The sequence below is a fragment of the Methylophaga sp. UBA2012 genome (assembly GCF_002335235.1).
Classification (GTDB): Bacteria; Pseudomonadota; Gammaproteobacteria; order Nitrosococcales; family Methylophagaceae; genus Methylophaga; species Methylophaga thalassica.
This window is the reverse complement of record NZ_DDCG01000019.1, coordinates 69,011-94,813: the sequence shown is the minus strand read 5'-3', so window position 1 is coordinate 94,813 and position 25,803 is coordinate 69,011. Positions and strand designations below refer to the sequence as shown.

Here is a 25,803-nt window from a genome sequence, read left to right as displayed (position 1 = left end):
TTTAAATAATCTCATTTTGTTTTAAGTACGAAATGACCCTATCAACACATTCATTTACATTGAGTTCAGCAGTATTCAGTGTTACTTCCGGATGATGTGGCACTTCATAATCGGAATCAATGCCGGTAAAATTTTTTATTTGTCCACTTCTGGCTTTTTTATAGAGACCTTTGGGATCACGCTCTTCGCAAGTACTGAGAGGTGTAGAGATATAAACTTCAACAAATTCTTTTTCTTTAACAAGATCACGAACCATTTGTCTATCACTGCGAAACGGTGAGATAAAAGCACTCATGACAATCAGACCGGCATCAGCAAATAGCTTTGCCATTTCCCCGATTCGTCTAATATTCTCAATGCGATCGGCATCAGAAAAGCCCAGATCTTTATTTAGCCCATGCCTGACATTATCGCCATCAAGTAAATAAGTGTGATGTCCCAGCTCAAATAGCTTTTGTTCTACAGCATCTGCAACCGTGGACTTACCTGCTCCACTTAGACCTGTAAACCACAAAATACAGGGCTTTTGTTTTTTTTGTTTTGATCGATCTAACTTTTCTACCTTGTGTTTATGCCAGACGATATTTTCCATAATGAAAAAATTTCCTTATCTAAGTAAGTAATATATTGAGGTAGATATTACCGACTTCACCAATTATTCCTAGTCCTCATGTTGTAAAGTTTACTATTTCGTCGTTTTTACTAAATTCTATAGGCAAAAAAAAAGCCTGACATTAGTCAGGCTTTTTAATTTGGTACCGACGGCCGGAGTCGAACCGGCACACCCGAAGGCACTACCCCCTCAAGATAGCGTGTCTACCAATTCCACCACGTCGGCAAGGGTAATCAAGGTTGCGTATTCTACGGTAATTCAGGTAAATCTGCAGGTGTTTTATCGACTTCTTGCTCTGTTGTCGGCACAGACTCAGTCACACTTTTTGCTTTTCCTGGTGTCTCCACAGAAAAATAGGCTAGAGTAAGACTTGTGATAAAGAAGATAGTCGCTAAGATCGCACTGGCGCGGCTTAAAAATGAAGCTGAGCCCTGACTGCCGAACAGACTACCTGAGGCACCGCCGCCACCGCCACCAAATGCAGCGCCTGCATCAGCGCCTTTGCCGTGCTGAATCAGAACAAATCCAATCAGCAAAAGACAGGCAATAATATGAACTGTGAGAATAATCGCGTGCATGTGTTGTTAACCTAATTTTAAAACTGCGGCCTGACATATTTTAACAAATTCATCGGCGTCGAGAGAGCCCCCGCCGACAAGTCCACCATCAATATCAGGTTGTAGAAACAATGGCGCAGCATTATTACCTTTTATGCTGCCTCCGTAAAGTATTCTTATATTTTTTGCTATCTCTTTATCGTGTTTTGCTACACGTTGGCGCATAAAACTATGTACGTCTTGCGCCCATTCTGGCGTGGCTGAGCGGCCTGTGCCGATAGCCCATACCGGTTCATATGCTAAAACCGTATGAGCGAGTCCTTCAACGCCCTGATGCGCAATAACAGTATCGAGTAATCGCAACACCACTTCTTCGGTACGACCAACAGCATGTTCATCAGGGCTTTCCCCAATGCAGATAATTGGTGTAATACCCGCCCTTACTGCCATTTCATATTTTTCAGCGATAATACGATCAAGCAGACACTGATCCAAGTCTAACTCAGCATATAAACAGCGTCTTTCAGAGTGGCCTATTAATACATATTTGCAGCCAAAATCTACCAGCATGCTCGCCGAAATTTCACCCGTGTAAGCCCCTTTCTCAAACTGAGACAGGTTCTGCGTCCCCCAAGCTAAACCTGTACCTGTAAGGGCGGATTGTACTTGTTGCAGGTAAACAGACGGCGGAAATAACGCGACTTCGATATCCGAGAAGGTATCGGCTTTAGAGAGTATGCCTTCAAGTAATGCTTTATTACTCTCACTAGAGCCGTTCATTTTCCAGTTACCAGCGACTAGTGGTTTACGCACTTAACACTCTCTTTCAATATAAAATGAAACATCAGACTACATACCCACTATGGATAAAGCAATGTATGAAATACTTCTGGTAAAGCAATTATCAGAATAAGCTAAGGCTCTTATCAAAACATCTCATTTAATTTTTCAGCTCTTGCTCTATTACAGAGGCAAGTTCCTCAGCCAGTTGTTTGGTTAATGTGGCATCAATGCCTTCGACCATGACACGGATAACCGGTTCAGTTCCTGAGGCTCTGAGTAATACTCTTCCCTCATCTCCCAGTCTTTTCTCTACCGATGAAATGGCTTGGTTAATCTCAGCATTTTTATTCAGGTCAATCATTTTATTGACTCTGACATTAATCAAATGTTGAGGATATTTTGTTACGACAGATCGTAACTCATGCAGACTATTGTTAGTTTGCTGAATTTCTGCAACGACTTGAAGCGCTGCAACAATGCCATCACCTGTTGATGTCTTGTCCAGACAAATGATGTGACCAGATGCTTCCCCACCCAGTAAACCACCGACCTGTTGCAGTTTTTCCATGACATAACGATCACCGACTTTTGCCCGATGAAGTGACATATCGAATTTCGCCAGCGCATGCTCTAAGCCAAGGTTTGACATCTGTGTACCAACAACATCAGGCATACTTGCTCCCATCCGTTGTCTTGCTCTGGCGATGATAAATAATAGTTCATCACCATCGACGATTTCCCCGCGATGATCGACCATAATGATACGATCACCATCACCATCTAAGGCAAGCCCCAGATCGGCTTTATTTTCAAGCACAGCTTGTTGTAGAAGTCGCGGTTCGGTCGAGCCACAGTTTAGATTGATGTTAAAACCATCAGGTTCTGCGCCCATAACAATGACCTGTGCGCCCAACTCTTTGAAGACATCCGGGGCGACGTGGTAGGTAGCGCCGTGCGCGCAATCGACAACGATTTTCAGCCCACTTAAATCAATGCCAGTTGGTATTGTACTTTTACAAAACTCAATATAACGCCCTGCCGCATCACCAATACGATGTGCTTTACCCAATCGGGTTGAATCAACCGTTTTTAATGGTTGTTCCAGCATCGCCTCGATTTCCAGCTCTATTTCATCAGGTAATTTTGTCCCCTGCGCCGAAAAAAACTTAATTCCGTTATCATGATAAGGATTATGCGAAGCACTGATAACTATGCCTGCTTGAGCATGAAAAGTACGAGTTAGATAAGCGACTGCTGGAGTGGGCATGGGCCCTAATAAATAAATATCAACGCCTGCGGCAGATAAACCAGCCTGTAAGGCAGACTCAAACATATAGCCCGAAATACGGGTATCTTTACCAATGATGACTCTGCTGTTACGTTCTTTCGCCAGGACTCTACCAACGGCCCAACCGAGTTTTAATACAAAGTCCGGCGTGACAGCACCATCACCTACACGACCACGGATGCCGTCTGTTCCAAAATAACGTCTTTGTTTAGTCAAAATCTTCTACCTGCATAACTGCCTGACTTAATTTTACGGCTTGATGAGTTTCTTTAACATCATGAGTTCTAATAAGCTTTGCACCCAACCATGTCGCGATTGAAGCAAGAGATAAACTCCCAGCTAATCGTTCATCCACACTGACTTTTAACATATCACCAATAATAGACTTACGAGATACGCCAACTAAAACGGGATATGGTAAATCCGTCAGAGTGGATAAATGCTTCATTAGCCTCAGGTTGTGGCGAGCACGTTTACCGAAGCCAAAACCGGGATCAAGCATGATCTGTTCAGCTTTAATGCCTGCTTTTAGACAGGTATCTACACGTTCTAATAAGAAGGCTTTCACTTCAGCAACCACATCACTGTAGTGAGGTTCATGTTGCATGGTTTGAGGTGTGCCTTGCATGTGCATCAAACAGACGGGCACATTTAGTTCAACAGCGGTTGCCAATGCGCCTTCAGTTCGCAAAGCATTCACATCGTTGATGAGCCCAGCACCGGCCCTCACCGCTGCTCTCATGACTCCAGGCTTCATAGTATCGATAGAAATAGGAATATCGAATTCCGCACTAATCATTTCTATGACGGGTGCGACTCGTTCGATTTCTTCTTGTTCCGCCACGATATCTGAGCCAGGTCGTGTAGATTCACCGCCGATATCCAGAATATCCGCGCCTTCGGCGATAAGCTTTTCAGCTTGTTTGAGGGCTGCATCACGATTAAGAAATTTGCCACCATCTGAAAATGAATCAGGAGTGACATTTACGATGCCCATAATACGAGGAACGGACAAGTCCAAGGACTTGCCCGCGCAATCAAAAATCACGTAATTACTTCCTGGTTTTTAATGCAGCTGATCAGCTGGTTTGCCAGAAGGTGTTTCTGAAGAATCAGATTCTGTATCACCAGATGGTGGTGTAGACGAACGATCAGTCCAGTCTTTTGGCTCACCCGGTTCACGCCCTTCCATAATGGCATCAATCTGATCACTATCAATGGTTTCATATTTCATTAATAGTTTAGCCATCGTGTGCAATTTATCCATATTATCAATCAGCAATTGTTTTGCACGATCATAGTTACGGTTGATAACACGTCTTACGTCTTCATCGATCTGTTTCGCTGTCAGATCAGACACCGCTTTATGCTGAGTCACACTACGGCCCAAGAAAACTTCGCCTTCATCTTCACCATAAGACAATGGGCCCATGTTGTCAGAAAGCCCCCATTTAGTGACCATATTATGAGCGAGCTCAGTGGCACGTTGGATGTCATTGGACGCACCGGTAGTCACAGCTTCCTGACCAAAGATAAGCTCTTCAGCTAAACGACCACCATATAAGCTTGAAATTTGGCTTTCTAATGTCTGTTTGCTGTAACTGTATTTATCTTCTGTCGGTAAGAACATCGTCACACCCAATGCTCTACCCCTTGGAATAATACTGACTTTATAGACGGGATCATGCCCCGGTACTAAACGACCAATGATAGCGTGGCCAGCCTCATGATAAGCCGTTAACTCTTTCTCTTTTTCATTCATCACCATGGAGCGTCGTTCTGCACCCATCATGATTTTATCTTTTGCCAATTCGAGTTGTTCCATGCCAACCAGACGTTTATTACCGCGAGCAGCGAATAATGCCGCTTCGTTAACCAGGTTAGCTAAGTCAGCACCAGAAAAGCCTGGTGTACCACGAGCAATCACTCTTGCATCGACATCATCAGCGGCTGGTACTTTACGCAAATGCACATTCAGGATCTGTTCACGACCACGAATATCTGGGAGAGGTACCACGACCTGACGATCAAAACGGCCAGGACGTAATAATGCTGGATCAAGTACGTCAGGACGGTTAGTTGCCGCGATAACGATGACACCTTCATTACCTTCAAAACCATCCATTTCTACTAATAATTGGTTAAGTGTTTGTTCTCGTTCATCATTACCACCACCCATACCGGCACCACGGTGACGACCTACAGCATCAATTTCGTCAATAAAAATGATACATGGCGCATGCTTTTTGGCTTGTTCAAACATATCACGAACACGCGAAGCACCCACACCAACAAACATTTCAACGAAGTCAGAACCAGAAATAGAGAAAAACGGTACTTTAGCTTCACCTGCAATTGCTTTCGCCAGTAAGGTTTTACCTGTACCTGGTGAGCCGGCCATCAAAATACCACGGGGGATACGACCACCCAGTTTCTGGAACTTGCTTGGGTCACGCAGGAAATCAACCAGTTCAGCCACTTCTTCTTTGGCTTCTTCTACACCAGCGACATCTTTAAAGGTGACTTTAACTTGATCTTCGTTAAGCATGCGCGCTTTGCTTTTACCAAATGACATGGGGTTCTTACCGCCGCCACCTTGCATTTGTCGCATAAAGAAAATCCAGACACCAATCAATAGAAGCATTGGGAACCATGAAATAAAGATCTGCATCAGTAAGCTGGTTTTTTCTGCTGGTTCCGCTTTGATGGTGACGCCATTATCTAATAAATCACCAATCAAACCGGGATCGTAATCAGGACTGTATGTCGTGAATTTACTACCGTCTGTCAGTTCACCTGAAATAGTTCTGCCCTGAATATCGACTCTGGCTACAGCCCCATTTTTCACGTTGCTGATAAAGCTAGAATAATCCATGCTGCCTGAATCATTACTTTGTGGACCAAAATTATTAAAAACAGACATCAGCACAACGGCGATGACTACCCACAAAACAATATTTTTCATCATGTCATTCAATGTAAGGTACCTCTGGTTACCATTAAATGTTATTTGAGACCACGCCCCAACAAATAAACTTCACGACTTCTTGCTCGTGAAGCCCCCGGCTTACGGGTAACAACTTTTGTGAAGTTGTCTCTCATTTCTTTCAAAAAAGCTTCGAATCCTTCGCCTTGAAACACTTTGACAAGAAAGCAACCGCTTTTACTTAAATTATTCAATGCAAAATCTAAAGCCAACTCGACCAAGTACATACTTGAAGGCTGATCTATCGACCCTACACCTGTCATATTGGGGGCCATATCCGATAATACAAGGTCTATTTGCCGACCATCCAATACTTTATTCAATTCATCTAGTACATCGTCCTCACGGAAGTCACCTTGAATAAAATGTACTCCCGTCAGAGGTGTCATTTCTAATATATCTAGTGCAATAACTTTACCACTATCGCCGACCTTGGCTAAGGCATAGTCAGACCAACCGCCAGGTGCAGAGCCAAGGTCAACAACACTCATACCAGGACGAATGAGTTTATCTTTATCATCAATTTCTTTTAATTTGAAAGTCGCACGTGAACGATGGCCTTCTTTCTGAGCCTGTTTGACATACTGATCATCAAAATGTTCTTTTAACCAGCTTTGACTTGATTTACTTCTAGCCATATCAGGATATTTGCTCTGCTTCTGAACGCTTATCTGAAGTTAATACTAACATCAAACCAAGTAAGCTCATTAACATATACATACTCTCACTTAGTTTATGCAGCGTATCAAACCGTTCAGTTAAAATTGGATCTGTACGCCAGTCTAATAATTTTATCGATGCCATATCAGGCTGGATAAAAAGTAGAAAGACAACACTCATGATTAGCATGGCTAAAATAAGCCAGCTTCGCCAATAGCGATGAAATGTGGTGACACCAAAAACAAATAACCGACTTATCAACAAAATACAGGCACTTATAAGACTTAGAATATTGACGGCATAAAACAATTTGCCGGCGTAATCACCGGCAATTGTTAGTTCTAAATTCGCAAAGGCCATTGGCACGGCTAAATATCCTATCGACCACAGTGAACCGATCCAAAGGGTCAAAAGTAATCGTTCACCTGAATAGCCAGACAGCATTCTACGCCTCGTAGCCTATATCAATAATTTCATATTCGATATTACCGCCTGGCGCTTGCACTGTTGCTACATCATCAATTTCTTTACCAATCAGTGCACGTGCAATAGGCGAAGATACAGAAATACGATTTAATTTAATATCAGATTCATAGTCACCTACGATCTGATATTTCACTTCCTGATCAGTATCAATATTTAATAAGGTTACTGTCACCCCAAATACCACGCGGCCTTCTTTAGGCAAAGTAGCCGGGTCGATTATCTGAGCATTAGACAATACCGACTCCAATTCCTGAATACGACCTTCGATAAAACTTTGCTGCTCTTTTGCTGCGTGGTACTCCGCATTTTCTTTTAAATCACCATGTGCGCGGGCTTCTGAAATAGAAGCAACCACTTCAGGCCTTGCCACCATCTTCAGGTGTTTTAATTCTTCTTTAAGTGCTTCAGCACCACGTGAAGTAATAGGTACAGCCATTAATTTAACTCTCCATGCAAAGATTGCAGCCTGTTTACTGAGCCAATATCTTCGCTATTTAATGCTTGAACAGTGGCTCTAGCAGCTGCCAATGTTGTCGTATAGTTGACTTGATGCTGCAGTGCTGCACGACGAATTTCTCTTGAATCGGCAACAGATTGGCGACCTTCGGTCGTATTCACAATCAAGTCAATTTCATCATTTTTAATCATATCGACGATATGAGGTTGACCTTCCGCGACTTTGTTCACAGGCTCACAATTCACACCCGCTTCTTCTAATACACGCTGTGTACCTCGTGTAGCGAGCAATGCGAAACCAAGTGAGGACAAGTCTTTCGCAATTTGTATAACAGCTACCTTATCAGCCTCACGCACACTGATAAAGGCTTTGCCTCCAGTAGGCAGTACAACTGAAGCTGCTAACTGTGATTTTGCAAAAGCTTCACCAAATGTTCTGCCAACTCCCATGACTTCACCCGTCGATTTCATTTCAGGGCCAAGGATAGGGTCGACACCTTGGAACTTAATGAATGGGAATACCGCTTCTTTAACAGAGTAATAAGAAGGAATGACCTCTTTCGTTACGCCTTGGTCAACCAGTGTGCGTCCAGCCATGGCTCTGGCAGCAATTTTCGCTAAAGGTACACCAATTGATTTTGATACATAAGGCACTGTACGTGACGCACGTGGGTTGACTTCAAGAATATAGATTTGATCACCCTTGATGGCAAACTGCGTATTCATTAAACCTTTTACACCGAGCTCTAACGCCATTTGACGTACTTGCTCACGCAACTGGTCCTGTGTTGCCTGACTCAGGCTATATGGCGGTAAGGCACAAGCAGAGTCACCAGAGTGGACACCAGCTTGTTCAATGTGTTCCATAATGCCGCCAATCAGCACATCTTTACCATCGCAGATAGCATCGACATCGACTTCAATGGCATCATCAAGGAAACGATCTAATAAAACGGGTGATTCATTCGATACTTTCACCGCATTGAGCATATAACGTTGTAATTCTTCTTCGTTATAAACGATTTCCATCGCGCGTCCACCCAATACATACGAGGGACGTACCACTAAGGGATAACCAATTTCCGATGCTAATGCGACAGCCGTATCAACAGAATGGGCCAGTCTATTAGGTGGTTGCAACAAGTTCAGTTTTTCAACCATTTGCTGGAAACGTTCACGATCTTCTGCGTGATCAATCGCATCTGGTGATGTTCCGATAATAGGAACACCCGCAGCTTCAAGCGCACGTGCCAGTTTCAATGGTGTTTGACCACCAAACTGTACGATCACCCCTTTCGGTTTTTCCAGCTCAACGATTTCTAATACATCTTCCAGCGTCAAAGACTCGAAATACAGACGATCTGAAGTGTCATAATCCGTTGAAACCGTTTCTGGGTTACAGTTGACCATGATGGTTTCATAACCGTCTTCACGTAATGCTAATGCCGCATGGACACAGCAATAATCAAACTCAATACCCTGACCAATACGGTTAGGACCACCACCCAGAATCATAATCTTGTCACGATCACTTGGGTTGGCTTCACACTCCATGTCGTAAGTTGAATACATATACGCCGTGCCAGTTGCAAACTCAGCACCACAGGTATCAACGCGTTTATAGACCGGGCGTACTTGCATCGCCTGACGATACTCACGGATCTGTTTTTCTGTTTTTTGTAACAGTTTAGCCAATCGTGAATCAGAGAAACCTTTGCGTTTTAAGGCATACATTTCCTGCTGATCGATATCGTTAAGCGAGCGTTCTTTAAGTTGATTTTCTAATGTCACCAACTCTTCAATTTGAATCAAGAACCATGGGTCTATATGAGTCAGCTTTTGAATTTCATCAAAACTGAAACCATAACGGAAGGCATCTGCTACGTACCATAAACGATCTGAGCCCGGTAAGCTCAGCTCACGGCGTAATGTTTCTGCTATGTTTTCCTCTGTCAGATCAATAACTTCTGTCAAACCATCACGATCAATTTCAAGGCCACGTAAAGCCTTTTGTAATGATTCCTGGAAGTTACGTCCAATAGCCATCACCTCACCGACAGACTTCATCTGCGTACTTAGACGGTTATCAGCCTGTGGGAATTTTTCAAACGTAAAACGCGGTACTTTTGTCACCACGTAATCGATTGTAGGCTCAAACGAAGCCGGTGTCGCGTTACCGGTAATTTCGTTTTGCAATTCGTCCAGTGTATAACCTACTGCCAGTTTTGCTGCGACTTTCGCGATAGGGAAACCTGTTGCTTTAGAGGCCAGGGCTGAAGAACGCGAGACACGTGGATTCATCTCAATGATAATCAGACGGCCTGTTTCTGGATTAACAGCAAACTGTACGTTTGAACCACCGGTATCCACACCAATTTCACGCAATACTGCCAGAGAGGCATTACGCATGATTTGATATTCTTTATCTGTCAGGGTTTGAGCTGGGGCAACGGTGATTGAATCACCTGTGTGTACGCCCATAGGATCCAAGTTTTCAATGGAACAGATAATGATGGCGTTATCTTTACGGTCACGCACCACTTCCATTTCATACTCTTTCCAGCCTATGATTGACTCTTCAATCAGTAATTCAGAAGTTGGGCTGAGGTATAAACCTCGCTGACAGATTTCAATAAAATCCTGCTTGTTATAAGCGATACCACCGCCACTACCGCCCATCGTAAAAGAAGGACGGATAATCACTGGGAAACCAAATTTTTCTTGAACCTGTAAGGCTTCGTCCAGCGTGTGTGCAATATCAGATTGCGGCATATCCAGACCGATTTTACGCATGGCCTCACGGAATAAGTCACGGTCTTCAGCTTTGTTAATCGCTTCACTATCAGCACCGATCATCTCGACACCGAATTGTTCTAAGATCCCGTGTTTTTCCAGATCCAGTGCACAGTTAAGCGCTGTCTGTCCGCCCATGGTAGGCAAAATGGCATCTGGACGTTCTGCTTCAATCACTTTGCTTACAGCTTGCCAGGTAACAGGCTCAATGTAAGTGGCATCAGCCATATTAGGGTCAGTCATGATCGTGGCTGGATTCGAGTTCACCAGAATGACACGATAACCTTCTTCTCGCAGCGCTTTACACGCTTGTGCACCAGAATAATCGAATTCACAGGCTTGACCGATAACAATCGGTCCTGCACCCAGAATCAGAATACTTTGAATATCAGTACGTTTAGCCATCGTGTGTTATTTACCCGTTGCTTGTTCAAGTAGATCGATGAAGTGATCAAAAAGAGGAGCTGCATCTTGCGGACCAGGACTTGCTTCAGGATGTCCCTGGAAACTAAATGCTGGCTTGCTTACGTGGTGGATACCTTGCAAGGTGTCATCGAATAATGATCTGTGCGTTGCTGTTAATGTGTCTGGCAGTGTTTCTTCATCTACGGCAAAGCCATGATTCTGACTGGTGATCATAACCAATCCCGCCAGCAGTTCTTGCACAGGATGGTTAGCACCATGATGACCAAACTTCATTTTGACTGTTTTGGCGCCACAGGCGAGACCTAACAATTGGTGACCAAGGCAAATACCAAAGGTCGGGATATCTTTTTCCAGCAACGTTTGAATCGCACTTATCGCATAATCACAGGGTTCTGGATCACCAGGTCCATTTGATAGGAATACCCCATCCGGATTAAGGGCTAAGACTTCTTCAACAGGAGTTTGTGCCGGCACAACAGTGAGTTTGCAACCACGCTCAACCAACATTCTCAGAATGTTTTTCTTGGCACCATAGTCATAAGCCACCACATGATATTTAGCTTCAGCCGCTTGAGACTGGCCATCAATATGCCAGCAAGCCTCATCCCAGACATAAGATGCTTTTGTGCTGACTTCTTTGGCAAGATCCAGCCCTTTTAAACCCTGAAAGCCTTTTGCAGCAGCGATAGCCGCTTCAACATCGATGTTATCACCTGCGACGATGCAGCCTTTCATTGCCCCTTTTTCACGAATCAAACGTGTTAATGAGCGTGTATCAATACCTGCCAAGCCGACGATATTATGTTTGACCAGGTAAGCATCCAATGCTTGTTCACTTCTCCAGCTACTTACAACAGGAGAAAGTTCTCGAATAATAAGTCCACTTGCGTAAACGTTGTCAGATTCTTCATCCTCGTCATTAACACCGGTATTTCCGATATGAGGATAGGTTAATGTGACTATTTGTCGACAATAAGAAGGATCAGTCAGGATTTCCTGATAGCCAGTCATTGACGTGTTAAAAACAACTTCACCGACTGACTGGCCAATGGCTCCAATCGATTCGCCGTGATAAACCGTGCCGTCTTCAAGAGCAAGTAACGCACTCGTTCGCAAGGGAAACCTCCACCAGATAAAAATAATGGGGCAAACATGACGTTCTCCCCAGACAAAATCTTTGTAATTTTATCGCAAAACAGCCGGTCGAGTCCACGCTAAAAACGATTATCCTCTGGCGCTGGTGCTAACTATTTCAATTTCCTGAAGTGTATCTGCGATTCTATATATAAAGTTCCGGTCTGCGATGTGTGTGTAGCGGCATATTTGACCGAACCTGACGCAGATACTGAATATCAATTCGACTCAGGGTGAGGCCGACTCTTTCAGGCGCACAGCACAGGATACTTCCCCAGGGATCAATAATGACGCTGCTACCGTATGAAATCCGATCGCCGTAATGTTTCCCCCACTGATTTGGCGCGACAATGTAGACCTGATTTTCGATAGCCCTTGCAATTAACAGCGGTAACCAATGATGTTTACCTGTATGGAGAAAAAATGCCGCCGGGACAAAAATAATTTCAGCTCCTTTGTCTGACAGTGATCGAAACAAGTCCGGAAAACGTAAGTCATAACAAATACTAAATCCCAGCCGACCCAGTTCATGGTCAATCACCACTGTTTTACTACCCGGCTTTATGCCGGCTGATTCCATATACCCCAGTGGAACAGCGTCACACATATGAATTTTCTGATAGCGAGCTTTTTCACTGCCATCACGGTCAATGAAGATAGACGTATTGAACAACCTTCCACTGTTTTCATCAGTGATTTCATAGACACTGCCCAGCAATAGAGCGCAATTACTCTGCTTGGCAAGCTGACTAAAGCGCGGCAGGATATCCGTTTCCAGTTTTTTGGCCACATCATGCTTCGCTGAATGGTCATTACCGACATAGAGAAAGGTTTCAGGAAAGGCTAAAAGATTAAGCTTTCGCTCAGCGGCTTCTGCAATCATACGCTCAGAAAAAGCCAGATTATCTTCATAGCTTTCGGACGAATTCATCTGCACGATGCCTACATCAATTACCATCACATCACCTTATCTTTTATGCGGTTAATCCCCTGTAGCGAAAATATAACAAAAATACGCTCTACACAAACTCATGCCAGGCACATCAGAAAATCACTGGTGACATTATCATTGCTTGGGTATATTGGAGTGTTTAATGTGTAATCAATGAGGTCAGCCATGACACAATCAATACTCAATAGTGGTTTCCCTAACCAACGCCCAAGAAGAATGCGTAAAGATAATTTTTCTCGACGTTTAATGCGGGAAAATGTGCTGACTGTAGATGATTTAATCTACCCTTGTTTTGTTCTGGAAGGCTCAAATCAGCGTGAAGAAGTGAAATCGATGCCTGGCGTGGACAGGCTTAGTATTGATCTTCTTCTGAAAGAAGCCGAAACGGTTCATACGCTTGGTGTGCCAGTGATGGCCTTATTCCCTGTCACACCCATTGAGAAAAAAACAGAAGATGCACGTGAAGCCTATAATCCTGACGGTCTTGTCCAACAAGCCGTTCGTGCATTACGAAAAGAATTCCCTGAGCTGGGCATTATGACGGATGTCGCGTTAGACCCTTTCACAACACATGGCCAGGATGGTTTACTCGATGAGGATGGTTATATCGTGAATGATCAGACTGTTGATGTGCTGATTAAACAAGCTCTATCTCATGCCGAAGCCGGTGCTCAAATTGTCGCACCTTCCGATATGATGGATGGCAGAATTGGCGCCATTCGCGATGCACTGGAATTCAACAGTCACATTCATACGCGCATCATGGCTTACTCAGCCAAATATGCTTCCAGCTTTTATGGGCCATTTCGTGATGCCGTTGGCAGCTCAGGTAATTTAGGCAGCGGTAACAAATTCACCTACCAGATGGATCCGGCTAATAGTGATGAAGCCTTGCATGAAGTCGCATTGGATATTCAGGAAGGGGCTGATATGGTGATGGTCAAACCAGGTATGCCCTATCTTGACGTTTTATACCGTGTCAAAGAGACATTTAAAAAGCCGACCTATGTTTATCAGGTCAGTGGTGAATACGCCATGTTAAAAGCGGCAATTCAAAACGGTTGGTTATCAGATGCGGTGATTGAGGAAAGTCTGCTTGCCTTCAAGCGCGCTGGTGCTGATGGAATTCTGACCTATTTTGCCAAAGATGTTGCTCAGCGCCTGAAAGCTGGGATCTGATTCTCAAGAAATTTATTAGCTATATCTATGACAGATAAATATGCCGTTATCGGCCACCCAATTAAACATAGTAAATCACCTTTTATTCATGCGGAGTTTGCCAAACAATGTCAGCAGGATATTGAATACACCGCAATAGAAGTGCCACTGGACTCGCTGGCTTCAAGTCTTCAGCAACTACGTGACGTTCTGAAATTAAAAGGCATTAATATCACCGTTCCATTTAAGGAACAGGCATGGGAGCTGGCAGACAATTTATCGGACCGTGCTCAACGTGCCGGTGCGATAAACACCCTGATGTTTGAAAACAACGGTTCGATGTTTGGAGACAATACTGATGGCATTGGTTTATGCCGTGATCTTGAAAACCATGATGTTAGCTTAAAAGATAAACGGGTTTTATTAATTGGTGCAGGCGGCGCGGCGCGTGGTGTGATTGCACCGTTAATGACCTACCAGCCTACTGAGCTTTTTATTGCTAATAGAACCGCCAGCAAAGCGAAAAAACTGGCAGAGCTATTTGCTGATTTAGGCCAGATTCAGGGAGGTGGCTTTAGTGAGGTAAATAATCACTTCGACGTGATTATCAATGCCACAGCAGCAAGCTTACAGGGGGAAGTACCTGATTTACCTGCCAGCATTTTTACTGAGCAAAGCTGTTGTTACGACATGATGTATGCCAATACCGACACCGCTTTCATTGCATGGGCTAAAAAACATAATGTCAGCAAGACAGTAGATGGCTTAGGCATGCTTGTCGAACAAGCTGCCGAAGCTTTTTATCTCTGGCGAAAAATCAGACCTGACACTGGTTCAGTCATGCAAAAACTTCGGGACGATATGCAAGCAAGCTGAGCGTACCCTACTCTAAAAAATAAAGCCTGCAAAAGCAGGCTTTATTTATTCTGAAAGCATTCAAAACTATTTATGCTCTTGCGCTAATTCCGGATGCGTATTGTGAACATGATGTTTGTCTCTTACCGGACGGATAGATAAATTTGCAATAAAGGCAATGATCAATAGCCCCGCCATGGCGAACATGGTTGAGTTATACAAGCTAGGGGTTGGATCCAAAGTCCCTGCAGGTGCAATTTCCATCAACTGCGAAATAGACACCGTTTTTGCCGCAATCAATTGATCAAGATTATCGATACTCGCCCCGAATTTCTGCAAAAAGGCTGCCGGATCCACTTTGGCAGCTAATTCATGTAGCACTTTATTCAGCGAGTTTTCGCGTAAATGCGTAATGACATAAGGCCCCAAAATACCTGCCGTGCTCCAGGCGGTTAATAACCGACCATGAATACCGCCGACATGCATAGTACCGAAAATATCAGCCAGATAAGCAGGAATAGTGGCAAAACCACCACCATACATTGTGAAAATAATCATGGTTACCGCATAAAACATGACTAATGCGGTCACACTCGGACTCACACTTGCTTGCGTTGCAATATAGGGAATAGATAAATACAGCAATGCGCCCAGAACGAAAAAGCAATGATAGGTATTCTTACGACCAATATAGTCAGATGCTGTTGACCATAAAAAACGGCCTGACATATTAAAGACACTGATCATCAACACATAGGTGGCAGCAAAACTGGCATCGACGATACCTGGCAAGCTGGGGCTAAAGATATCGGTAATCATGGTTTTTGCGACACCAATCACCCCTATCCCTGCTGTCACGTTAAAACATAAGACGATCCATAGTTGATAAAACTGAGGGGTTTTTAACGCTTGATCAATATGGACGTGATTGTCTGTGATCAGCCGATTTTTTGTTGATTCATTTTTAGCCGGAGGAGTCCAGTTTTCTGGTTTCCAGTCTTTTGCTGGTACACGGAAACTGAATGCTGCGATTGTCATCACGATGAAGTAAACAATACCGAGAGTAATAAATACGCTGGTTGCCCCTGTATCACCTGTACCAACGACATACACCCCTTCAGGTCCAGGTACAGGAGTTTTTAACATATCGGCAGCAGAAGCAATGACCACTTCAACTTGCTGGCCAGCCACGTCAGCATAACGTCTGCCTGCCTCTGTTATTAGGTTAACATCCGTCACTTTGCCCAAATATTCCGGCATCTGATAATACAAACTCAGTAGGTAAGTTATCAGAGGTGCGCCAATCATCGCGCCACCACCAAACCCCATAATGGCAATCCCCGTTGCCATTCCTCGGCGGTCAGGGAACCAGCGAATCAGCGTGCTCACCGGAGTGACATAAGCCAGACCCAATCCACAGCCACCAATAGCACCGTAGCCTAAATAAATAAGCCAAAGTTCATGTGTGGCAATACCGATACTACCAACAAGAAAACCACCGCCCCACAAACAGGCAGCAAGAAATCCGGTGGCTCTTGGTCCGACTTCTTCCAGCCATTTACCGCCAATAGCAGCAGCTAATCCCAAAAAAACAATGGCCGTTGAGAAAATCCAGACTACTGATGAAAAGCTCCAGTCATCGGCGGCACTCGCTACTACACCAAATTGTTTGGTTAACGCAGGATTAAAAATACTCCACGCATACACTGAACCAATACATAAATGGATAGCAACAGATGCTGGTGCGATTAACCAGCGATTAAATCCGGGTTTGGCGATGATATGTTTCTTGGATAGCCGAGCGGCTAGGTTATCGAACAATGACATCAGTAATATTCCTCTCTAGATATAGTTATTATGTTTTTCAGCAACATATCACAACTATTCATCAAGACGGAACCGCCATAGAAAAAAAGCCGAAAAAACCGACTCAGAGAATATTTACAGTGGTGTATAAACAGACAAGGAAAAACATCCCCACCGATAATGACCGGCTTCTTTTTTATGATTAGGATCAGGTGAGGATGAAGGGGAAATTGAGCCCCACAGTGTCGGTGCGACGGGGGTTCTTGAACCATGAGATTCAAGAGGGAAACTTCATGAAGATGGCAAACTTCCCGTCAAGCGGGCTTGTTTTTCAACTTCTAATTTTCAGTTTCCTTAAGCATTTGCTTATCGGCTCAAGACACACATGTCGCTATCGAGCACCGCAGGGACATAACTAATGATACGCAAAATAAGTTGGCTTAGCTCAAGTTTTTCAGAGCTCTAACTGTCTATCTTCTTCCAGAAAAGCGCTAACACGCTCTTTCAATTGTAGAATTTTATTGTTTACTTTTTCCATGTCATGACCTTCGTCATGTTTAAAAATAAGTAACTCATGCGCTAAATTTAATGCTGCCATCACGGCAATACGATCCACACCTACGACTTTTCCGGTTTGGCGGATTTTTTCCATATTGTCATGGACCATTTTAGCGGACGCAATCAGCGCTTCTTTTTCTTCCTCCGGGCAAGCAATTTGATATTCCTTGCCCAGAATGGTGACGGTTACCGGTGAACTCATAATTCGCTATCCAATTCTCTCAAACGACTAACCATTTTCTCAATCCGGCTTCGAGCAACATCGGTTTTTTCGATCAGTTGCGTACGTTCTGAAAGCCATGCTGTCTGCTGTGAGCGTAACAACATGTTCTCTTCCCGCAATCGACGACTGGTACGAAGTAGCTCATCCACTTGTTGTTCCAATTGTTGTATCGCGTTCTTATCCATTAATATGAGTTCTTTCGCTGTGCGAGAATAAAGCCTAACTATAGACGTGCGCTGCCGACTCGGTCAACAACTGTCATAATAGGAACAATTTGTGTTCCAATGCATCACATTGAACAAGATATCTTTTTAGTCATTATTCAGGTTTTAACTTTATGTCACAACTCTATTTCCCATCATTATCTCCCGATAATCAGACAGGTGATGGCCCGGCAAGCCTGGCAGAACTCCAGGGCGCATTATGCGGTTTACTGTGTATGGATGCATTAGCTGATCGAAAAAACTGGTATGTGCAGCTGTTTGAAGACTTTTCGCCAGCCGAAGAAGAAAAACAAGATTTAACACATTTATTTGACGATACCATTCAATCATTAAACAGCCTCGACTTCGATTTTCAGATTGAACTTCCGGATGATAATGCTCCGATAGTTTCGCGTTTATCTGCGATGGCTGATTGGTGTCAGGGACTGGTCTATGGCCTCGGTACATCAGGTATGACCAATGAGACTGAGTTATCTGATGATTGTCAGGAATACGTCACCGATGTGATCAAAATCAGCCAGGTAAACTTTGAAAACGTGGAAGATACAGAAGAAGAGCGTGCTAACTTTGAAGAGTTAGTTGAATACATCCGCATGGGACTCTTTTTGTTATATGGAGAGTTACAACCTGCCGATCCTACAGACGAAGCTACCGAACACTAATGCAAAAGAAAGAATTCGCCAGACGCCGTCAACACCTGATGGATATTATGGGGCCTGACACGATAGCCGTGCTACCGAATGCTCCCGTCGCCAACCGTAACCGTGACGTTGACTACCCTTACCGTAGTGACAGTAATTTTCATTACCTTACCGGTTTTGATGAACCTGAATCAGTGCTTGTGCTGATTCCAGGCCGAGAACATGGTGAATATATACTGTTTTGCCGTGAACGTGATTTGGACAAGGAAATCTGGGATGGTTACCGTGCTGGTCAGGATGGCGCCATAAATAACTTTGGTGCGGACGATTCCTACCCTATCAGCGATCTCGATGATATTTTACCGGGCCTACTGGAAGACAAAGAAAAAGTCTATTACACCATGGGAAACCAACCCAGCTTTGACCAGCATATGGTGTCTTGGTTAAACCACTTACGACAGGCCTCTCGCTCAGGAAAACATTCACCGACTGAAATTATTGAGTTAGAGCATTGCCTCAATGAGCTTCGCTTATTCAAAAGCAGTCAGGAAATCAAAGCGATGAAACAGGCGGCAAAAGCCTCTGTTCAAGCGCATATTCGTGCAATGCAATTTACTAAACCAGGCAAATGGGAATATGAAGTCGAAGCCGAGATTATTCATGAATTTATGAAACATGGCTGCCGTTCTCCGGCTTACCCTTCTATCGTCGGTGGTGGTGAAAATGGCTGCATCCTTCACTACATCGAAAATAACGCCAAACTGAAAAATAACGACTTGTTATTAATAGACGCTGGTGCAGAGTATGAATGTTACGCAGGTGACATCACCCGGACCTTCCCTGTTAATGGCAAATTCAGCCCCGCTCAGGCGGCCTTATACCAGGTGGTATTAGATGCGCAAAAAGCCGCTATCGCCGCCGTCAAACCTGGCAATCATTGGAATCAGCCTCACGAAGTGGCGGTAGAAGTGCTGACACAGGGCTTGGTTGATCTCGGTATCCTGAAAGGCGATGTCGCTCAGCTTATTGAAGACGCCGCCTATCGCGAATTTTATATGCATCGTACCGGTCATTGGTTAGGTATGGACGTTCATGATGTCGGTGATTATAAAGTGGGTGGCGAATGGCGACTGCTTGAACCGGGCATGGTATTGACCGTTGAACCCGGTCTGTACATTCGTGATCAGGCTCATGTTGATAAAAAATGGCACTTCACCGGCATTCGTATAGAAGATGATGTGTTGGTAACAAAGGACGGCTGCGAAGTACTAACTGAGGCGGCACCCAAAGAAATTGATGAAATTGAAGCATTAATGGCAGAGGCAATATAAAAACGTGAATCACGGCGTATTTGATGTGCTCATTGTAGGGGGTGGCATGGCAGGAGCCAGCCTTGCTATCGCGTTAAAAAATAGCCAGTTAAAAATTGGACTTATTGAAGCCAAATCATTAGAGACTGATTCACAACCTAGTTACGATGATCGTGGTATTGCGCTCAGTTATGGCTCACAGCGCATATTTGACACCATGGGTATCTGGTCTCACATTGCTCAGCATGCCAGCCCGATTCATCATATTCATGTGTCTGAACGTGGCCGGTTCGGCGTTACCCGTTTATCCGCTGAACAAGAGCAGGTGCCTGCTTTAGGGCAAGTTATCACTGCCAGACATTTAGGTCACAGTCTTAACCGCCAATTACTGCAACTTAGTAATCTGACATTATTCTGCCCTGCCTCGGTGACAAGTGTCTTAACTGAAATGAACAAAGTTAAGGTCACCTTGGTTGATGGAGCAGTATTAGAGACAAAATTAATTGTCGCCGCTGATGGCCGCGATTCCACTATCCGCCATTGCCTGAAATTAGGGGCGTGGGAACAAGATTACAATCAGGTTGCTGTCACGGCCAATATATCTACGGATAAACCTCATCAGAGATGGGCATACGAACGTTTCACAGCCTCTGGTCCTATGGCATTGTTACCGATGACTGACAAACGAAGTAGTCTGGTATGGACTGTTAAGGCAGGTGAGCAAGAGGCGCTGCTGGCCATGTCAGAACAAGCATTTCTGAAACAATTACAGAGCGAATTTGGCTATCGTGCCGGTCGCTTTACTCGTGTCGGCCAGAGAAATAGTCATCCCTTAATTCTGATGCAAGCGGATATGCCTGTTCAGCCAAGGATCGTATTTATTGGTAATGCCGCTCACAGTCTGCATCCTATTGCCGGACAAGGCTTTAATTTGGGACTGCGTGATGTTGCCGTATTAGCAGAACATCTGTTTAACGCAAAAGACTGCGGTGATGCAGAACTACTCAAAAACTATCAGGAACAACGCCAACAAGACCAGAATCAAGTGGTCAAATCCACTGATCAGTTGGTCAAATTATTCAGTAACAATATCCCTGTTTTGGGTCATCTGCGAGGCGCAGGCCTGACATTAGTTGACGCCATGCCCGTGATGAAACACTGGCTTGCCACAAAAAGTATGGGCTTGGCGCAGGCACAGCCAAAATTAGCCAGAGGTGTTCCACTAACATGAAACAAGAATATGACATTGCGATTGTCGGTGGTGGTATGGTTGGCTCTTGTCTGGCCTTAGCATTATCGCGCCACAGTGACTTTAGTATTGCCCTGATTGAAGCGCAGACATTTGAAGCTTTAGCTGAAGATGCCCCTTTTGATATCCGGGTTAGCGCCTTAACCAAGGGCAGTGAGAATATTTTAAAAACGCTCAATATCTGGCCAATCTTACCACCATCCCGATTATCGGCATTTTCTGATATGAAAGTCTGGGAAACGGCAGGCAGTGAACTGCATTTTAATAGTGCGGATATGGGAGCAGCTAACCTCGGCCACATTATCGAAAACCGACAATTGCAGCAAACCACTTTCTCTCTATGTCAGCAACAGCCCAATATTGATGTGATTACACCGGCAAAACCGATCGCTATTGAACATCAGCACCTTCATCTCGACAATGATCGTACACTGAAAACGAAACTGATCATCGCTGCTGATGGCGCACATTCCACCATAAAAGCGTTCGCTGACATTGAAACGAAAGGCTGGACGTATCAACAAAAAGGCTTGGTATGCAACGTCACTACAACAGCCTCACATCAACAGACGGCATGGCAACGCTTTTTACCGGAAGGCCCTCTTGCTTTCCTGCCTCTTGCAGATAGTCACCAGTGTTCTATCGTCTGGACTTTGAGCTCTGACAATGCCGATCGTTTATTGGCACTGCCTGATGATGAGTTTATCAATGAGCTCAATATCGCTTTTGAAGAACGTCTTGGTAAAGTCACAAAAATCAGTGATCGCAATGCTTTCCCTTTACAGTTACGCCATGCTGACACCTATATCAAACCAGGTTTAGTTCTTGTAGGTGATGCTGCTCATACAATTCATCCACTGGCTGGGCAAGGCGTTAATATTGGTCTACTAGATGCGGCAACCTTGGCTGAAGTCATTATTGCTGCAGCCCAGCAAGGCCGAGACATCGGCCAGTTACATACATTACAAAAATATCAGCGACAACGACATGCGGATAATCTGCTGATGCAAATGAGTATGGATATGTTTAAGCGTGTATTCACTAACTCTCTGACCCCAGTAAAATGGTTACGTCAATTGGCTTTACGCCAGGTCAATAAAAGCCGTTTACTAAAAAACCTGTTTATGCAGCAAGCGGCAAGTCGATCCTTTGCCACTCCCAAATTAGCTCAACACCTTCATGATCATCACTAGTTGAAAAATCAGGCTGACAGACCTGTCTGTTTTTTGATGACTTACCCTACTCCACGGAGCCATGTATGTTTCGATTTCTTACCCGTCAGTTTCTGACCGGCCTTATCACAATACTGCCTATCACCATAACGCTCTATCTGATTTACTGGGTTATTTCCTCAACTGAACAGGCATTGAGTCACGTCATCAAGTTTATCCTGCCTGATTATATGTATTGGCCTGGCATGGGATTTCTCGCTGCCATTGCCTTGATTTTTTCACTCGGCATCATGATGCGGCTCTATGTTTTCAAACGCTTATTCAAATTTGCTGAAAGCTTGCTTTATCACTTACCTGTTATCAAATCGATATATGGCAGCATGCATGACTTTTTCCATTACTTCACCCCCGGTCGAGAAACAGAGTTTCAACAAGTTGTCGCCGTCAAACTCGATAATGGTATGGAAATGATTGGTTTTATTACACTGGATAATGCCGAACATTTACCGACACAAGATGATGAAGAACGCGTGCTGGTCTATTTTCCGATGAGTTACAACATCGGTGGTTACCCAGTCATTATGCCAAGACGATTGTTGAAACCTGTTGATATGACAATGGAACAGGCGATGCGTTTTGTATTAACCGCTGGTGTCGCGGGTCATACAAAACCTAAATAGGCAGGAAAGCTAATGTGGCCGCCCTGACGACAAAAGTCTTGATAATACGGCCATTTTTCTGGGCTATGATTTGAGCAAGATTATCTTGTGTCGCTATCATTTTTCCAAATATACGCTGATAGCTTAAATTACGTACTTCCCCTGAAAGGCTGTCACTGAGCATGAGTAAATTACCCTCAGAGTCACGTTTTTTTGCCAGTAACCAGGCAGCGATTTCGATGTTACGCGCACTGTTGTATAGTTTTTGCTGATCGATAGAAGTCAGATAAAAAAACTCGCTATGATTATCGTAAGACGCCATCAGCATTTTTCTTAAGCCGATAATATAGGCCAGCACACGATCTCCCTGAAAGCGTTCATCCAACGCAAGCCGGATAATATCGGTGGGTTTTCTGATGATGGCCCATTCGGGATAGATAAAGTCGACCTGTCTGGAGAATGTTCTCTCTACACTCTCTTTTATGGTTCTGACATCCCTGTCATGGCGCAGATTTGGATTACGTTTATAAAGCTTAAACATCAACCTTTTGAGCTGAGCCATAACAGCTTGCTGGTGAACTTCTATCACCTCATCTATATCGCTCTTAGCCAGTCGAGAAACACCAGGCTCAGACTGTCCGTTATTTCCGCTTGTCGCGCACCCCATTAAAAAGCAGACAAGCCATAAAATACTAAACCATCTCATCCACTATTTGCCCTCCTGATGGCTTGGTGTTATCTAAATTCTCAATATACAAATACTGCTGCACTGTTTTTGGTAACACTGTCGATTTTTGTTCAGACTGAGACGATTCACTTTCAGTGCTAATAAAATAACGAATAAACTGTGCTTGTTGGCTATCTTGTGCTGATACCACAGGGGTAACAATATTGGAGGTATCGGCTTGTTCTTTATCAATCAGCGTTAAACTGGTTTCAACAGCAGAATCAAAAGTAACAGGTAAACGTGAGCTGTTGCGTGATTCAGTGGGAACCAGCGGATAGAAATTAGCTTGTCTGTTATTGTTTATCTGCATGTGAATTTACGCCATTTTTCGGCTTGTTACGCCTGCGTCTGGGTTTTTCTGGTTTATTCACGTCATGTCTTTTTCGCTGCTGTATCGCTTCTTTTTCTCTTTTTACCCGCGGTTTTGGTGTTTCTAACTGTTCATCAGACGTCGAAGCCAAGGGTAATTTATGCTTAATATAAGCCTCAATATCCGGTAATGAAAACACATATTCTTCGCAAGCTAAACTAATGGCGACACCACTGGCGCCGGCACGGGCTGTACGGCCTGTTCTGTGCACATAATCTTCCACATCTTGAGGTAAGTCATAATTAAACACGTGACTGACTGCAGGAATATGCAGGCCTCGCGCAGCGACATCGGTGGCGACAAGAAAAGGAAACTCACCATCCTGAAAATGCTGTAACAGACGCTCGCGTTTTTTTTGCGGTACATCGCCAGAAAGTAATGAAGCTTTGTACCCATTTCCTTCTAAATAGCCCCAAACTACTTCAGCAGCTTGTTTGGTATTCACAAAAATAATGCCTCGCTCTGGGTTTAACCGAGCAATCAACGCAAGTAATAATGGAATCTTTTCATCATTCGCCGGGTAATACACCCATTCTTCAATACGATCGCCCATCATTTTTTCAGGCTCAACCTGAACCTTTTCCGGGTTATTCATATGTTCATAGGCGAGTTCACTGACTTTGTAACTCAAGGTGGCGGAAAACAACATGCCTAAACGTTGTTCGGGTTTGGGAATGCGGCGCAGGAAATAACGCACATCTTTAATAAAGCCAAGATCAAACATCCGATCCGCTTCATCCAGCACCACCACATCAATAAATTTTAAACTGAAAACATGCTGTTTCTGATAATCCAGCAAGCGTCCGGGTGTACCAATCAAAATATCCAGACCACCAGTAATCATATCTCGCTGACGTTGGTAATCTTTACCACCATGAGCGATGCCTATGCGTAAATTTGATTCCACATTCAGTTTTTCCGCATCCTTGGCTATCTGAATGGCTAATTCGCGGGTTGGCGCCAGGATTAGTGCTCTGGGTTGTTTTCCATCCCAGTTTTCCGCGGGGGCTTTTTCAAGCAAACACTGGAAAGTTGCCAGTAAAAAAGCAATAGTTTTTCCTGTACCTGTCTGTGCCTGACCAGCGACATCGCGCCCGGATAATAATAGTGGCAGCGCAGATGCTTGGATCGGCGTGCAAAATTCGAATCCGGCCTGTGCCAGCCCGGCTTTTAGTGAAGCGTGGAGTGGCAAGGATGAGAAGGCCTGCTCGGTTAGATGTGCACTCATAGAATACTTGCATTACCTTTTATGATAGGAAAAAATGTTAGGCTATATCGTATGGGAGTATAGACCCACGATACTTTATATACCACTGGAGATAAAACATGAGCGAAAACGTCACCCACGTGACCGATGGCGACTTTGATAGCCAAGTACTACAGTCTGACCTGCCTGTGTTGGTCGATTACTGGGCTGAATGGTGTGGTCCATGCAAAATGATCGCCCCTGTATTGGATGAAATCGCGACCGAGTACGCTGGTAAATTGAAAGTTTGCAAACTGAATATTGACGAAAACCAGGACACTCCACCACGTTACGGTATCCGTGGTATCCCAACATTGATGCTATTTAAAGATGGTGAAGTGGAAGCAACAAAAGTGGGTGCTTTAACAAAATCACAATTGGCTGCGTTTTTAGACAGCAATATTTAAAAAATGAACTCCCCGTCGGATACCCTCTGCGGGGAGTTTGCTTTTTAAGCTTGTGAGTTATGCT

Annotated in this window: 26 protein-coding genes, 1 tRNA gene and 1 other RNA gene; 8 read left to right on the top strand and 20 right to left on the bottom strand. The window is 44.1% G+C overall.

Going from position 1 to position 25,803, the window contains the following annotated elements; genetic code table 11:
- Position 1 precedes the first annotated feature (1 nt).
- The 13 genes from cysC to B2248_RS13560 all read right to left on the bottom strand — a co-directional run bounded on the left by cysC (position 2) and on the right by B2248_RS13560 (position 13,140).
- On the bottom strand, positions 2-592 hold the full coding sequence (cysC, locus tag B2248_RS13620) for an adenylyl-sulfate kinase (RefSeq protein WP_273179909.1): 591 nt from the start codon (positions 590-592) through the stop codon (positions 2-4).
- Between the two features lie 161 nt (positions 593-753).
- Positions 754-838, bottom strand: a tRNA-Leu gene (locus tag B2248_RS13615).
- 23 nt (positions 839-861) lie between these two features.
- Positions 862-1,191 carry a preprotein translocase subunit SecG gene (gene secG / locus B2248_RS13610; protein WP_273179907.1) on the bottom strand — a complete coding sequence of 110 codons (330 nt, stop codon included), beginning with the start codon at positions 1,189-1,191 and terminating at the stop codon, positions 862-864.
- Positions 1,192-1,197: 6 nt separating this feature from the next.
- Positions 1,198-1,983 carry a triose-phosphate isomerase gene (gene tpiA, locus B2248_RS13605; protein ID WP_273179903.1) on the bottom strand — a complete coding sequence of 262 codons (786 nt, stop codon included), beginning with the start codon at positions 1,981-1,983 and terminating at the stop codon, positions 1,198-1,200.
- Between the two features lie 127 nt (positions 1,984-2,110).
- Positions 2,111-3,457, bottom strand: coding sequence for a phosphoglucosamine mutase (gene glmM / locus B2248_RS13600; RefSeq protein ID WP_273179900.1), 1,347 nt, complete (start codon positions 3,455-3,457; stop codon positions 2,111-2,113).
- A complete protein-coding gene (folP, locus tag B2248_RS13595; protein WP_273180220.1) occupies positions 3,450-4,238 on the bottom strand; it encodes a dihydropteroate synthase in 789 nt (262 codons plus the stop codon). The genes glmM and folP overlap by 8 nt, the downstream gene beginning before the upstream one ends.
- Positions 4,239-4,307: 69 nt before the next feature.
- Positions 4,308-6,209 (bottom strand): ATP-dependent zinc metalloprotease FtsH, encoded by a 1,902-nt coding sequence (ftsH, locus tag B2248_RS13590; RefSeq protein WP_040576611.1) that lies wholly within the window; start codon positions 6,207-6,209, stop codon positions 4,308-4,310.
- A 38-nt stretch (positions 6,210-6,247) separates the two neighbouring features.
- A complete protein-coding gene (gene rlmE / locus B2248_RS13585) occupies positions 6,248-6,865 on the bottom strand; it encodes a 23S rRNA (uridine(2552)-2'-O)-methyltransferase RlmE (protein ID WP_007146601.1) in 618 nt (205 codons plus the stop codon).
- 1 nt (position 6,866) lies between these two features.
- Positions 6,867-7,331 (bottom strand): DUF4149 domain-containing protein, encoded by a 465-nt coding sequence (locus tag B2248_RS13580; protein ID WP_007146602.1) that lies wholly within the window; start codon positions 7,329-7,331, stop codon positions 6,867-6,869.
- 1 nt (position 7,332) lies between these two features.
- Entirely contained in the window at positions 7,333-7,809 is a 477-nt protein-coding gene (gene greA, locus B2248_RS13575; protein ID WP_273179898.1) for a transcription elongation factor GreA, read from the bottom strand.
- Positions 7,809-11,027, bottom strand: coding sequence for a carbamoyl-phosphate synthase large subunit (carB, locus tag B2248_RS13570; RefSeq protein ID WP_273179897.1), 3,219 nt, complete (start codon positions 11,025-11,027; stop codon positions 7,809-7,811). The genes greA and carB overlap by 1 nt, the downstream gene beginning before the upstream one ends.
- Positions 11,028-11,033: 6 nt before the next feature.
- A complete protein-coding gene (gene carA / locus B2248_RS13565) occupies positions 11,034-12,164 on the bottom strand; it encodes a glutamine-hydrolyzing carbamoyl-phosphate synthase small subunit (protein WP_273179896.1) in 1,131 nt (376 codons plus the stop codon).
- A gap of 163 nt (positions 12,165-12,327) precedes the next feature.
- Positions 12,328-13,140, bottom strand: coding sequence for a carbon-nitrogen hydrolase family protein (locus B2248_RS13560; protein WP_273179893.1), 813 nt, complete (start codon positions 13,138-13,140; stop codon positions 12,328-12,330).
- 159 nt (positions 13,141-13,299) lie between these two features.
- Between B2248_RS13560 and hemB the strand changes: the two genes are divergently transcribed.
- Both hemB and aroE read left to right on the top strand, forming a co-directional pair.
- Positions 13,300-14,313 (top strand): porphobilinogen synthase, encoded by a 1,014-nt coding sequence (gene hemB, locus B2248_RS13555; protein WP_273179891.1) that lies wholly within the window; start codon positions 13,300-13,302, stop codon positions 14,311-14,313.
- A gap of 27 nt (positions 14,314-14,340) precedes the next feature.
- Entirely contained in the window at positions 14,341-15,168 is an 828-nt protein-coding gene (gene aroE / locus B2248_RS13550) for a shikimate dehydrogenase (protein WP_273179889.1), read from the top strand.
- A gap of 66 nt (positions 15,169-15,234) precedes the next feature.
- On the opposite strand, the gene B2248_RS13545 is transcribed toward aroE, so the two are convergent.
- The 4 genes from B2248_RS13545 to B2248_RS13530 form a co-directional block, all read right to left on the bottom strand.
- A complete protein-coding gene (locus tag B2248_RS13545; protein ID WP_273179886.1) occupies positions 15,235-16,974 on the bottom strand; it encodes an OFA family MFS transporter in 1,740 nt (579 codons plus the stop codon).
- 209 nt (positions 16,975-17,183) lie between these two features.
- Positions 17,184-17,366: non-coding RNA, 6S RNA (gene ssrS, locus B2248_RS13540), on the bottom strand.
- Positions 17,367-17,407: 41 nt separating this feature from the next.
- Positions 17,408-17,713, bottom strand: a complete 306-nt coding sequence (locus B2248_RS13535) for a cell division protein ZapA (protein WP_273179884.1) — start codon at positions 17,711-17,713, stop codon at positions 17,408-17,410.
- Complete coding sequence (locus B2248_RS13530) at positions 17,710-17,919, bottom strand: TIGR02449 family protein (protein WP_007146613.1); 210 nt, start codon at positions 17,917-17,919, stop codon at positions 17,710-17,712. Before B2248_RS13530 ends, B2248_RS13535 begins: the two co-directional genes overlap by 4 nt.
- Positions 17,920-18,071: 152 nt before the next feature.
- Here B2248_RS13530 and B2248_RS13525 point away from each other — a divergent pair, with 152 nt between their 5' ends.
- The 5 genes from B2248_RS13525 (at position 18,072) to B2248_RS13505 (ending at position 23,010) form a co-directional block, all read left to right on the top strand.
- On the top strand, positions 18,072-18,620 hold the full coding sequence (locus B2248_RS13525; RefSeq protein ID WP_273179880.1) for a UPF0149 family protein: 549 nt from the start codon (positions 18,072-18,074) through the stop codon (positions 18,618-18,620).
- The gene (gene pepP / locus B2248_RS13520) at positions 18,620-19,930 is read left to right on the top strand and encodes a Xaa-Pro aminopeptidase (protein ID WP_273179877.1); all 1,311 of its coding nucleotides are present in this window, start codon (positions 18,620-18,622) and stop codon (positions 19,928-19,930) included. The genes B2248_RS13525 and pepP overlap by 1 nt, the downstream gene beginning before the upstream one ends.
- A gap of 4 nt (positions 19,931-19,934) precedes the next feature.
- On the top strand, positions 19,935-21,140 hold the full coding sequence (gene ubiH / locus B2248_RS13515; RefSeq protein WP_273179875.1) for a 2-octaprenyl-6-methoxyphenyl hydroxylase: 1,206 nt from the start codon (positions 19,935-19,937) through the stop codon (positions 21,138-21,140).
- A complete protein-coding gene (locus B2248_RS13510; RefSeq protein WP_273179873.1) occupies positions 21,137-22,351 on the top strand; it encodes a UbiH/UbiF/VisC/COQ6 family ubiquinone biosynthesis hydroxylase in 1,215 nt (404 codons plus the stop codon). Before ubiH ends, B2248_RS13510 begins: the two co-directional genes overlap by 4 nt.
- A 65-nt stretch (positions 22,352-22,416) precedes the next feature.
- On the top strand, positions 22,417-23,010 hold the full coding sequence (locus B2248_RS13505; protein ID WP_007146618.1) for a DUF502 domain-containing protein: 594 nt from the start codon (positions 22,417-22,419) through the stop codon (positions 23,008-23,010).
- On the opposite strand, the gene B2248_RS13500 is transcribed toward B2248_RS13505, so the two are convergent.
- Genes B2248_RS13500 through rhlB form a run of 3 tightly spaced genes read right to left on the bottom strand, consistent with a single transcriptional unit; the run spans position 23,003 to position 25,314 of the window.
- Positions 23,003-23,695, bottom strand: a complete 693-nt coding sequence (locus tag B2248_RS13500) for a hypothetical protein (RefSeq protein WP_273179869.1) — start codon at positions 23,693-23,695, stop codon at positions 23,003-23,005. The two genes, B2248_RS13505 and B2248_RS13500, sit on opposite strands and share 8 nt — an antisense overlap.
- Positions 23,682-24,026 carry a hypothetical protein gene (locus B2248_RS13495; protein WP_273179867.1) on the bottom strand — a complete coding sequence of 115 codons (345 nt, stop codon included), beginning with the start codon at positions 24,024-24,026 and terminating at the stop codon, positions 23,682-23,684. Before B2248_RS13495 ends, B2248_RS13500 begins: the two co-directional genes overlap by 14 nt.
- Positions 24,010-25,314, bottom strand: coding sequence for an ATP-dependent RNA helicase RhlB (gene rhlB, locus B2248_RS13490; RefSeq protein WP_273179865.1), 1,305 nt, complete (start codon positions 25,312-25,314; stop codon positions 24,010-24,012). Before rhlB ends, B2248_RS13495 begins: the two co-directional genes overlap by 17 nt.
- A 98-nt stretch (positions 25,315-25,412) precedes the next feature.
- Between rhlB and trxA the strand changes: the two genes are divergently transcribed.
- Entirely contained in the window at positions 25,413-25,739 is a 327-nt protein-coding gene (gene trxA / locus B2248_RS13485) for a thioredoxin TrxA (RefSeq protein ID WP_007146622.1), read from the top strand.
- Positions 25,740-25,803 lie beyond the last annotated feature (64 nt).